Consider the following 12,312-nt stretch of genomic DNA (forward strand, 5'->3'; position numbering starts at 1 on the left):
TGGCTTTAGAATTTTTTAAATCTATAATTATGTTTGGAGATATGATGGGCATGTTGGGAAAATTAAAGGAAACCCAAGAAAAAGTAAAGGCCACCAAAGAAAGAATGAATACTGTAATACTTGACGAGCAATCTCCTGATCAATTGCTGAAGGTAAGTATAACGGCCAATAGAACAATTAAATCCATTGCTATAGACGATAGTCTTTTACAGGACAAGGAACAACTGGAAGATTATTTGATCCTCACCCTTAACAAGGCTATAGAAAAGGCCACCACCATAAATGAGACCGAATTGGCCGCAGTCGCCAAGGAAGGAATGCCCAACATTCCTGGAATGGATTCGTTTTTAAAATAAATTTTAGTAAGTTTAGCAGAGCCTTTTTAATCAAAACTTGTAATAATGAGGAATTTTTTCTTACTACTTCTATTTCCATTTATTGTTAATGCACAAAATAATAGTGACGACATCAAGGAAAATGATTGGCTGACCGATTACGCCAATGCACAAGTAGTGGCAAAAAAAACCAACTCCAACATTCTTATGTACTTTACTGGTAGTGATTGGTGCTCGCCCTGTAAAGCCTTAAAAAAGGACCTTTTCGATACCAGTCAATTTAAGGAAGTGGCCAAGGACTATGTGCTATTATACGTGGATCTTCCAAGAAAGAAAGAACTTCTTAGTGCCAAGGAAATGCAACAGAACAAGGCCCTATTGTCCCAATGGAATAAAAAAGGCGTTTTTCCATTGATAAGCTTGGTCAACTCCGAAGAAAAAGAAGTGGCCTCACTCTCTGGTTACGGTTCCAAAGTAGATGTAGAAAAGTATTTGGATTTTCTTAAGAGGAACAGTAAAATGTAATTTTAACCCCTAGGAGCCCGTCTTTTTCAATATCTAAAGCCAGAATTTTATTCTGGCATAGCTACTTTTTTTGGCAATTGCCAAATACCATATTCCTGCCCATAAGAACCCATATTCCCTGTAACTAAAAAGGGGTATTCACTTAAAATTCATTATAATTGTAAGGGCATTTTTATTAGCCACGAACCTTTATTAACAATTTCAATATTCTCCTTATGATGACGGACAATTATTTTAAGACCTATCCGGACGAAAATGGTTTTTTTAAAGAATACGGTGGATCCTTTATCCCGCCGGTTTTGGAAGAGGAAATGAAAAAAATTACGGACGCTTATTATTCCATAAGCAAATCGCACAATTTTATTTCTGAGCTCCGAAGTATTCGCAAACACTATCAAGGCAGGCCAACGCCCGTTTATTACTGCAACAGGCTCTCCGAAAAATACGGAGGGAGAATATATCTTAAACGTGAGGACCTGAACCATACCGGGGCACATAAACTCAACCATTGTATGGGTGAGGCGCTTTTGGCAAAACATTTGGGTAAAAAGAAGCTAATTGCAGAGACAGGGGCAGGACAACACGGAGTTGCCTTGGCAACTGCAGCCGCCTATTTTGGATTGGAATGCGAGATACATATGGGAGAAGTCGATATTGCCAAAGAACATCCCAATGTAGTTCGGATGAAAATCCTTGGGGCAAAAGTAGTACCTGTTTCCCATGGCTTAAGAACTTTGAAAGAAGCCGTGGATTCTGCCTTTGAGGCATATTTAAAGGACCCTATAAGTACCATATATTGCATAGGCTCTGTGGTTGGACCACATCCCTTCCCCATGATGGTACGGGATTTTCAGCGGGTAGTAGGTATAGAGGCCAAAGAACAGTTTTTAGAAATGACGGGAGAATTACCTGATAAAGTAGTAGCCTGTGTTGGCGGGGGAAGTAATGCCATGGGGATATTCTCCTCCTTTTTGGATGAACCGGAATGTACCTTATACGGAGTAGAACCGGGTGGCCGCTCTATGGATTATGGCGAACATGCCGCTACAATGACCCTGGGCAGCCCAGGAATCATCCACGGATTTAAATGTTATATGCTGAAGGACGATAAAGGGGAACCGGGAGCAGTGCATTCCGTTGCCAGTGGTCTGGATTATCCAGGAGTTGGCCCTGAACACAGTATGCTAAAAGACCTTAAAAAAGTAACCTATGACGTTGTTTCCGACCAGGAAACCGTGGATGCCTTTTATGAATTGAGTCGCTTGGAAGGTATTATCCCTGCACTGGAAAGTGCCCATGCTGTGGCATATGCCATAAAATTGGCACAACAAAATCCACGATCCTCCATTTTAGTCAATTTAAGTGGTAGGGGCGATAAGGACCTGGATTATGTGGTAGATACATACGGGCTACCTGAAGATGCAAAATAATTTTTAAAATATACACGGAGGGGCGTCCAAAGCTAAATTTAAAGGCTATTTGGGCGCCTTTTTAAATGACTGTCCCATCCCTTGTCAATCATCCTATTATAGTTAACCTAAATATAAGCTTTCGTTATATACCACTCCTTGCCCAGCTAGGTGCCAACTACCCCAAAAAAAATGGCCTCCCCTAGAGGTTTCCAACCCAAATACAGGTCCAATTCTAAGGAAAAGGAAAATTGCAGAGATAAGATTGATTAAATTAAGGATTCACATTTTTTTATGTAACTTTAAAAAAAGTTGCCGTAGGCTATGCTAAAAATAAAAAAGGAATCGGACACATCATACACCTTTAGTCTGCAGTCGGAAAGTGGACAGACACTTCTAAACAGTATCCCCTTTAATTCCAGGGAAGAGATTGACAAGACTATTGCCAATCTTAAGGTCTTGATTGGGCAATCTTCGGTTTTTGAACGCAAGACCGACTATAATGGCAAATTTCTTTTTACTCTTAAGAATAGTGAAGGTAAAATTTTGGGCAAATCCATGCTTTATAGTTCCGAAGCCGGAATGGAAAATGGCATAAAAAATCTTAAAACAAGCATTTCCTTATTGCCAGATACCATTGGCCTATAATTTTGCAAGAATACCCATAAATTCCTCGTGCATTTCATCAGTATAATCCAAATGGGTAACGATACGCAATTTATTTTGGCCCATCCCGATGATGTGAACATCCCTTTTGTTCAGTTTGTCCAAAAAATCATCAGGGGACATATGCCTTTCATCAATTTCGAAAATCACAATATTGGTTTCCGTGGGTTCTACCTTTTTAATGAAAGGTAATCCGTTTAGCAAAACACCTATTTCCTTGGCCTTCCTATGGTCTTCCTCCAATCTCTCCCTATTGTTTTCCAAGGCGTAAATTCCGGCGGCCGCAAGGTAACCTACCTGTCGCATCCCACCTCCGAGCACCTTTCTTACCCTTAGTGCTTTCGCAATATGCTCTTTGTTGCCCAACAAAACGGAACCTACGGGACATCCCAGCCCTTTGCTTAAACACACGCTTATGGTATGGAACAACGCCCCGTAATCCAAGGGTGATTCATTTTTTGCGATCAGGGCATTCCATAGTCGCGCCCCATCCAAATGATATTTCAGATGATGCCCGTCACAAACCTTTCTTATGGACTTCAATTCTTCAAGATCCCAACAGGCCCCGCCTCCCTTATTGGTTGTATTTTCTATACAAACCAAAGAAGTTAATGGGCTATGATAAAAATCTGGTGGGTTTATTACTTCCTTTACTTGAGCTGCGGTCATCATTCCCCTATGACCGTCCACCAACCTACAGGAAACGCCACTATTGAAACTCACCCCTCCCCCTTCATAATTATAAACATGTGCGTATTTATCACAAATTAATTGTTCCCCTGGTTGTGTATGTAATTTAATGGCGGTTTGGTTTGCCATGGTACCACTTGGAAAAAATAAGGCCGCTTCCATTCCGAACAACTCTGCCATCATTTCCTCCAACTTGTTTACAGTAGGATCATTTTTAAAAACATCATCGCCAACTTTAGCCTGCATCATCGCATCCAACATTCCAGAAGTAGGTTTTGTGACGGTATCGCTAATAAGGTTTATCTGCATCTAGAACAAGAATTATATTAAATATTAAATGGTTTTTTTAACCGAGTTGCCAAATTTATACAAAAGGATAATAACATTCTCAAGAAGGAATATTTTCCCTCAGTATAAATAATTTTCAATAATATTTCCCGTAAATTTTTCAACTATAGATAATTCTCTTGGTAAATTCAATTTATTATTTCAAAAGATTCACAAATACGTTATCTTCAAAGAAAATAGGCGTATGAAATCGGACGTAAAAACTATATTTTCATCTTACGACAATAATGCCCAACTTTTTGATGAAGTTTTTGATTCCAATGGAGTTGCAAAAAATGTTTATCAAAAATTATTGGATTTGTACGGGAATCATTCCATACAGGAATATGTACAGTTGAACAATAAGGCAAAGGCCTCATTTTTCAACCAAGGGATAACTTTTCAGGTCTATGACAATAAAGTGACCCAGGAGAAGATATTTCCTTTTGATCTTTTTCCTAGAATTATAGACGAAGATGAATGGGAAATCATTGAAACGGGGGCCATTCAGCGCAGTAAGGCCTTGAACCTGTTTCTATGGGACATTTATCACGACAAGAAGATTATCAAGGATGGGATAGTCCCGTTAGACCTCATAAGCTCCTCTGCCAACTATTTACATCAAATGATAGGAGTAGATCCACCGGGAGGCATTTACAATCATATTTCAGGCACAGATATCATCAAACACTCAGACGGCAATTATTATGTACTTGAAGACAACATTAGATGTCCCTCCGGTGTAAGCTATGTTATTTGTAATCGCACAGCCTTAAAGAGGGCCCTTTTCGGAGTTTTTAACCACTACAAAACCCATTCGGTAACCAATTACGCCGAAAACCTCTTGGAGATTCTGGAAAGTGTAAAACCGAAAGGAGTAGATGTCCCCAATTGCGTGGTCCTTACCCCTGGGATGTACAACTCTGCCTTTTATGAGCATTCCTATCTTGCCAAAGCCATGGGTGTAGAATTGGTGGAAGGCCGGGATCTGTTCGTTGAGAACGACTTTGTATATATGAAGACTATCCGCGGCCCAATAAAAGTTGATGTAATTTATCGCCGCGTTGATGACCTATACATGGATCCATTAGAGTTCAAACCCGAGTCGGCACTGGGGGTACCCGGCCTGTTCGCGGCCTATAGAAAGGGGAACGTTTGTTTGGCAAATGCACCTGGAACCGGTGTAGCAGATGATAAGGCCATATATACCTATATGCCACAGATCATTAAATACTATTTGGACGAAACCCCTATACTAAACAATGTCCATACCTATCACTGTAGCAGGCCCGATGAGCTTAAATATGTATTGGAACATATACATGAACTCGTTATAAAACCCGTGGACGAGGCAGGTGGTTATGGTATTTCCATTGGCAACCGACTCACTAAGGATGAAATTAAGGTAGTCCAGGAAGAGATAAAACAAAACCCAAGAAAATATATTGCACAACCCATTATGTCCTTGTCCGTGCATCCTACCTATATAGACGATAGTGAATCCTTTGAACAACGACACGTAGACCTAAGGACCTTTACACTTTTGGGTCATGAAAAGGAATTTGTACTTAAGGGAGGACTCTCAAGGGTAGCGTTAAAAAGAGGAAACCTCATAGTAAATTCCTCACAAGGAGGGGGTTCCAAAGACACCTGGGTATTAAAAAAATAAAACAAACCTATGTTAGCAAGAGTTGCCAATAACCTTTTTTGGATGGGGCGTTATATTGAACGCGCCGAGCATGTTGCCAGATACCTGAACGTAAATTATTTCTCGTCTCTAGATGCGCCTAATGAACTTTCCCAATCCAGACAATTTGTTCTGCGTTCCATGATGTTCTTTGTAGGGGAACCTATAGCGGACGATTCCGTAATACTTAAGGAAGAGGATATTCTTTACAATATTGGCCTAAACCCAGACCTACACTATTCTGTGATCAACAATGTAAAAAGCGCGCGAGAGAATGCCAATAGTGCCAGGGACCTTATATCTACCGAACTATACGAAGCCATCAATAAATTCTATCATTTTGTAATCAATTATTCAGTTGAGGATTTTACCAAAAAGGGTTTATACGATTTTACCGTAAATGTCACTGAAATGACCGCCATTTTAAGAGGCAAGATCCGGGGCACACTTTTGCACGATGAAGTATACGCCATTATCATGCTTGGCATAAATTTGGAAAGGGCTACACAGGTAATTCGGATCATCAACGCCAAATACAATGATGCCGTAAGGGCTAAAGGCAGTTATGGCGACAAAATAGGCCATAGCTTTGAATGGATCACCTTGCTCAAATGTGTGGAATCTTATGATATGATGCGTAGGTATTACAAAAAGACCCCTACGAGTATCTCTACCTTGGAATTTTTAATATTAAACCCAGATTGTCCAAGATCGGTCATCAACAGTATCAACCAGGTCCATAAACATATTAGGGTATTGGATGAATCCAAAACTCCCAACAAAAATTCCACTGCCTTTTTAATAAGCAAAGTTAAAGGGGAGTATGAATTTAAATATGCCGAGGAAATTGAAGAGGACATTCAAGCATTTATTGAAAAAATTCTCGATAATCTGGTGCAGATCAGCCTTAAAATGGAAAATGAGTTTTTTAACTATTGATTTTAAACCATTGACCTACATTTGCATTAAGAACCACTTGAAATGTCTTTTGAATATTCAATTACCTATAATGCCGAAAATGAGTACGAAAATCCGGTAGAAAATGCCTCTTGGCAGTTTCTAATTGTACCCGAAAATAACGACACACAAGAATTGATGCGTGTTGATGTTAATAATTCATTGGGTGCCAAAAATGAGTTTTCGGAAAATGGTTATGGTTTTCGGACCGTACGGATCAATACCCTGGAAAAATTCCAAAAATTAAATTTTAGGGCCACTTTTAAACTAAAGAAAAAAAGCTTCAATCCTTTTGGACAAGTGCCAGTTTTTAATATCGCAAGCAATTATGAGCTTGTTCAAAGTTTGGATTTCAAGGTAGATTTTGAGCCTTTTTTAGGCCAGACGAGATTTACAACCTTGCCGCAAGCTTCAAAAAATCTATTTATTTTTGATCCTGCCCTAAGTATATTTGATAATCTTCAAAAATTAAATACCTGGGTCTATCAGTTTATAAAATTCAACACCGGAGTGACCCACGTGAATACACTCTTGGAGGAAATACTTGAAAACCCGGAAGGTGTATGTCAGGATTTTGCACATTTATTCTGTGCCTTGGCCCGGGCCAATAAGATTCCCGCCCGCTATGTTTCCGGATATTTGCATCAGGGAAATGGGTACTTTGGAGACTCGCAGATGCACGCTTGGGCCGAGACCTACGTGCCTCAGGTTGGCTGGGTAGGCTTTGACCCTACCAATAATTTATTGGTAGATGACAACCACATTAAAGTAGCCCACGGTAAGGACTTTAATGATTGCTCCCCATTAAAAGGGGTAGTTTACTCCCATGGAGCTAACAAAACCTCCCATTCCGTTGAGGTACAGGCGCAACAATAAATAACATTTCCCATTTGGTCCAAAATCAAAAAAAAGAATCCTATTTTTGGCTGAAAATTATTAGGATATGATAACCACGGACCATTATAAGAGTCTCATTGATCGCCTTGGTGCGTTAAGGAGGTATCTTTGACATAGATGCCAAGCTTGTAGAAATAGAAAACGAGGAAGAAAAGACCTTGGCACCAGATTTTTGGAACCATCCCCAAGAGGCACAAGAGCAGATGAAACTGATCCAGTCCAAGAAACAATGGGTAGATGACTTTGACGCTGCCAAAAGCTTAGTGACGGATCTAGAGATTTTCTTGGAATTTCAGAAAGAAGGTGAAATGTCCGAAGCCGATGTTGAAGCCCATTACGATAAGACCATTGAGGCCTTGGAGAAATTGGAATTCAAGAACATGCTTTCGGCAGAAGGGGATGAACTTACAGCCATACTCCAAATTACGGCCGGTGCCGGAGGTACCGAAAGCTGTGATTGGGCATCCATGCTTATGAGGATGTACATGATGTGGAGTGAAAAGAATGGTTATAATGTAAAAGAACTCAATTACCAGGAGGGTGATGTTGCGGGAATAAAAACTGTTACTCTGGAAATCGAGGGGGACTATAGCTTCGGATGGCTTAAAGGAGAGAACGGAGTGCACAGGCTGGTCCGTATTTCCCCTTTCGACAGTAATGCCAAACGCCATACCTCTTTCGCTTCGGTATACGTATACCCTTTGGTGGACGACAGCATCGAAATTGATATAAATCCGGCAGATGTGGAGATTACCACCGCCAGATCCAGTGGAGCCGGGGGACAGAATGTGAACAAGGTAGAGACCAAGGTACAACTTACCCACAAACCTTCTGGGATTCAGATTTCTTGCTCAGATTCAAGATCACAGCACGACAATAGGGCCACTGCACTAAAAATGCTCAAATCCCAATTGTACGAAATAGAATTACGGAAAAAAATGGAAGCCAGACAGGAAATTGAGTCTTCCAAAATGAAAATTGAATGGGGCTCACAGATAAGGAATTACGTAATGCACCCATACAAATTGGTGAAAGATGTGCGTACAGGTGAGGAAACGGGCAACGTAGAAGCGGTAATGGACGGCAATATAGATCAGTTCTTAAAGGCCTATCTTATGATGATGGGGCAAAAGGAAGAAAGTTGATCGATGATCGCATTACTAACAGTTAAATGGGGCCAAATAGTTTGCGGTGTTCGGACTTAGGATGTTTATCTAGAGCAAAAAGGAGACTGGAAACTTGTAGTCCAACACTTAAAACTAAATAATCATGATTAAAATATATCACAACCCCAGATGCGGAAAGTCCAGGGAAGGATTGGCCATTCTAGAGAATTCCGGTAGCGAATATGAGATTATTAAATATCTTGAAAACGTACCTAGCAAAAAAGAACTTACAGCCATTATAAAAATTTTGGGCATTTCACCTATGGAGTTGGTGCGAACCAATGAAGCCGTTTGGAAAGAAAAATTCAAGGGAAAATCTATGACGGACGATGAAGTAATAGCCGCCATGGTAGAGTTTCCCAAACTCATAGAACGCCCTATCGTCATCAAGGACAACAAAGGGGTGGTTGGACGACCTCCAGAAAAAATTAAGGACCTTTTTAATTAGTATCCATGTTAAAATGCTTGGTAAGGGAAGCATTTATCATTATATTAAATACTTCGCAGTAAATCAGTCCACTTGGAGCCATGGAACGGCACAGTTCTTGAAATACTCAATTTAACAAACATTTAACCATTAAGGGTTAAACCATCTATTAATTTTGGAATCCCATTAACCAGTGAAGTTATGAAAACTGACAAAAGATTATTTTTTAGTGTTGTATTTATCGTATTATCCTTTCCCTTTTTAAGTGCCCAATATGGCTACGGAAATGGGTATGGGTATGGATACGGAGGATACGGAGGGTATGGCAGGCAAAGAAACAGTATTCCACAAGTACAGGAAACTCCCAAGGAGCCGGAAAAATTAACAGCCGATCAAATTGTGGATCAGGAAATGCCGGGAATTACGGAGAAATTAGGTTTAAATCCGTTTGAAGAAGCTGTTTTAAGTACCACTTTAAAGAAGTACCTGCAGGAAAGAATTGAATTACAGATACTGGATCTACCTGCAGACAAAATGAGGGAAAGTTATGAGAAAATAACCCAAAAGCAAGACGAAGAACTTATGGCGGGACTACCTGCGGATAAATATGAGGCCTTTGTAGAACTACAGAAAAACGGTTTCAAAAAGGTCAAGGAAAAAAAGAAGAAGAAAAAAAATAAATCCAAAACATAACACATGAACAAACTACTCCCAGTTACATTATTTCTTATCACTTTAGTGGGTTACGCCCAAGGAGCCCAAGGCCCGCAAGAACCAATAAAAATAACTGGGACCGTTTTGGACCAAGAAACGGATCAACCCTTGGAATATGCCACTTTGGTACTTCAAAGTGTTCGAAATCCTGATAAAGTTACTGGCGGGATTACGGATGCCAACGGGAAATTCGAAGTGGAGACTGCTCCCGGAAACTATAACGTTAGTGTAGAATATATCTCCTATAAATCCTATAAATTAGAAAATCAAAATCTAAGATCTTCCAAAGACCTCGGCGTAATCCGTCTTTCCCTGGATGTTGCCCAATTGGCCGAAGTAGAGGTTGTTGGCGAGCGTACCACTGTAGAATTACGGCTGGATAAAAAAGTATATAACGTTGGTTCGGATCTAACCGTAAAAGGTGGTTCGGTAACCGATGTGCTGAGCAACGTACCTTCGGTTTCCGTGGATGTGGAAGGCAATATTAGTCTTAGGGGAAACGAAAGTGTCAGGATCCTTATCAATGGCAAACCATCGGCCTTGTCCGGCTTGAGTCCCGAGGCCCTGCAACAGTTGCCTGCGGACGCCATAGAAAAAGTAGAGGTGATCACCAACCCTTCGGCCAGGTATGATGCCGAAGGAACGGCAGGTATTTTGAATATCATTTTAAAGCAGAGCAAGACCGCAGGGGTAAATGGCTCGGTCAATGTTTATACAGGTCATCCTGAGACCTATGGAGGTTCCTTGAGTCTAAATCTAAGGCGCGATAACTTCAATATTTTTACAAATACCACCTACCGCTACCGCAGCGGCCCAGGGAATGCGTTGTTCGATCAAGAGAACTTTGACAGTAATGGCAATACCTTGAGTTATCAGAATGAAATAAGGGATTACCAAAGAAAGGACAAAAGCTTTAATACCAATGTTGGTTTTGAATTGTTTTTTAGTGAGACCAGCAGCATTACCAATTCTTTAGTATTTAGCAAATCCAACGGGGACAACACGGTTAATGTGGATTTTTCCAATTTTGATGCCAATAGGACCCCTACCATCCAAAGAAACCGATTTACCGTTGAGGACGAGTTTGAGGAGGAAGTTCAATACTCTTTAAATTACCAAAAGAAATTTGAAAAGGAAGGACACACCCTTACCTTCGATTATCAATACTCCAAAGGAGTGGATGATGAAAATTCTATAATAGAAGAGGTTATCCTGGGCGATAATATTGCTTTGGATACGGAAAGGACCATAGATAATCAAACACAGGTATCACAATTGGTACAAATGGATTATGTACTCCCCTTTGGGAAGGATGACCAATCCCAATTTGAATTGGGCTATCGCGGCACCTTCAACAATAACAATACAGATTTTGATTTTGGAATACAGCAACAAAATGGTGACTTTACAAGCGACCCCAACTTTAGCAATGAATTAAATTACAAGGAATACGTAAATGCAGCCTACACCCAATTGGGCACCAAATTTAACAAATTCAGTATTCTGGGAGGATTGAGAATGGAGGCTTCCGATATAGGAATAGAACTGGTCAATACAAACGAACTTACCAATAAAGATTACGTAAATTGGTTCCCGTCCATATTCCTGGGGTATGAATTCTCCGAAAAAGAACAAGTCACCTTGAGCTACAGCAAACGACTAAGAAGGCCTTGGTCCAGATTTATCAATCCATTCCCTTCAAGATCCAGCAACACCAATCTTTTTCAAGGAAACCCGGATTTGGATCCTACGTTTACCGATTCATATGATTTGGGATATTTGAAAAGATGGGATAAGTTTACCTTTACCACCTCCGGATACTTTAATAGGTCTACAGGAGTATTCCAATTTGTTTCCAGGGAAACGGGCGACTTTGTAACCATTGAAAATCCGGACGACCCACAAAATCCCATTGTAGTGCCGGTACAAGTAAGAAGCCCTATAAACTTAGCCACCGAGGAACGTATGGGCATGGAGTTCACTACTACCTATACCCCTAAAAGAAACTGGAGATTGACTTGGAACCTTAATGCTTTCCAAAGGGACTTGAAAGGGGATTTCACCTATATTAACAGTCAGGATGAAGAAATAGTCCAAAATTTTGATGCCAACAACTTCTCCTGGTTTACACGCTTTAGTGCAAAAATACCCTTGCCGGGAAAAATCGATTTTCAGACCAACTTCTTTTATATGGGCCCTTCCGAAGATGCACAAAATACCAATAAGGGCATGTTGAGTTCGGATCTTGGCTTGAGCAAGGATATTTTAAAGGACAAAGGATCCCTAACGTTGAACGTAGGGGACATCTTCAATAGCAGAAAACGTATAACGGATACCAGAACGGAAAATGTTGCTACCTATAGCGAATTTCAATGGAGGCAAAGGCAAATTACCCTGTCCTTTCAATACAGGTTCAACCAACCTCAAAACAAGAATGATAGAAATAGGCAAGGTAGAAGTGGCGGTGGGGAAGATATGGACTTTGAAGGATAAGAGATTTAAGCATAAACAT

Annotated in this window: 12 protein-coding genes; 11 read left to right on the forward strand and 1 reads right to left on the reverse strand. The window is 40.3% G+C overall.

The features are described 5' to 3' along the window. Positions 1-29: 29 nt before the first annotated feature. From U735_RS0113975 to U735_RS0113990, 4 genes are all read left to right on the forward strand, one after another. Complete coding sequence (locus tag U735_RS0113975; protein ID WP_031444417.1) at positions 30-356, forward strand: YbaB/EbfC family nucleoid-associated protein; 327 nt, start codon at positions 30-32, stop codon at positions 354-356. A gap of 45 nt (positions 357-401) precedes the next feature. Continuing rightward, positions 402-860 (forward strand): thioredoxin family protein, encoded by a 459-nt coding sequence (locus U735_RS0113980; RefSeq protein WP_031444418.1) that lies wholly within the window; start codon positions 402-404, stop codon positions 858-860. 215 nt (positions 861-1,075) lie between these two features. Beyond that, a complete protein-coding gene (gene trpB / locus U735_RS0113985) occupies positions 1,076-2,290 on the forward strand; it encodes a tryptophan synthase subunit beta (protein WP_232233265.1) in 1,215 nt (404 codons plus the stop codon). Between the two features lie 303 nt (positions 2,291-2,593). Then, entirely contained in the window at positions 2,594-2,917 is a 324-nt protein-coding gene (locus tag U735_RS0113990) for a YegP family protein (protein WP_051892153.1), read from the forward strand. Here U735_RS0113990 and U735_RS0113995 read toward each other — a convergent pair. Then, positions 2,912-3,934, reverse strand: coding sequence for a threonine aldolase family protein (locus U735_RS0113995; RefSeq protein WP_031444421.1), 1,023 nt, complete (start codon positions 3,932-3,934; stop codon positions 2,912-2,914). The two genes, U735_RS0113990 and U735_RS0113995, sit on opposite strands and share 6 nt — an antisense overlap. A gap of 223 nt (positions 3,935-4,157) precedes the next feature. Between U735_RS0113995 and U735_RS0114000 the strand changes: the two genes are divergently transcribed. The 7 genes from U735_RS0114000 to U735_RS0114030 all read left to right on the forward strand — a co-directional run bounded on the left by U735_RS0114000 (position 4,158) and on the right by U735_RS0114030 (position 12,293). Continuing rightward, positions 4,158-5,621 (forward strand): circularly permuted type 2 ATP-grasp protein, encoded by a 1,464-nt coding sequence (locus tag U735_RS0114000; protein WP_031444422.1) that lies wholly within the window; start codon positions 4,158-4,160, stop codon positions 5,619-5,621. Positions 5,622-5,630: 9 nt separating this feature from the next. Next, positions 5,631-6,578 carry an alpha-E domain-containing protein gene (locus U735_RS0114005; protein ID WP_031444423.1) on the forward strand — a complete coding sequence of 316 codons (948 nt, stop codon included), beginning with the start codon at positions 5,631-5,633 and terminating at the stop codon, positions 6,576-6,578. 42 nt (positions 6,579-6,620) lie between these two features. Next, positions 6,621-7,472 (forward strand): transglutaminase-like domain-containing protein, encoded by an 852-nt coding sequence (locus tag U735_RS0114010; RefSeq protein ID WP_031444424.1) that lies wholly within the window; start codon positions 6,621-6,623, stop codon positions 7,470-7,472. Positions 7,473-7,539: 67 nt separating this feature from the next. Next, positions 7,540-8,638, forward strand: a protein-coding gene (gene prfB / locus U735_RS0114015; protein WP_146032787.1) for a peptide chain release factor 2 whose coding sequence is annotated in 2 segments (ribosomal slippage) — positions 7,540-7,602 and positions 7,604-8,638 — 1,098 coding nt in all. Because the reading frame shifts where the segments join, the coding sequence is not laid out codon by codon here. A gap of 124 nt (positions 8,639-8,762) precedes the next feature. Next, positions 8,763-9,107 carry an arsenate reductase (glutaredoxin) gene (gene arsC, locus U735_RS0114020; protein WP_031444426.1) on the forward strand — a complete coding sequence of 115 codons (345 nt, stop codon included), beginning with the start codon at positions 8,763-8,765 and terminating at the stop codon, positions 9,105-9,107. A 180-nt stretch (positions 9,108-9,287) separates the two neighbouring features. Then, positions 9,288-9,779: a hypothetical protein gene (locus U735_RS0114025; RefSeq protein WP_031444427.1), complete on the forward strand. Its 492-nt coding sequence runs from the start codon at positions 9,288-9,290 to the stop codon at positions 9,777-9,779. A gap of 3 nt (positions 9,780-9,782) precedes the next feature. Further along, positions 9,783-12,293, forward strand: coding sequence for an outer membrane beta-barrel family protein (locus U735_RS0114030; RefSeq protein WP_031444428.1), 2,511 nt, complete (start codon positions 9,783-9,785; stop codon positions 12,291-12,293). The last annotated feature ends 19 nt before the right edge of the window (positions 12,294-12,312 follow it).

The sequence above is a fragment of the Arenibacter algicola genome, from assembly GCF_000733925.1.
Classification (GTDB): Bacteria; Bacteroidota; Bacteroidia; order Flavobacteriales; family Flavobacteriaceae; genus Arenibacter; species Arenibacter algicola.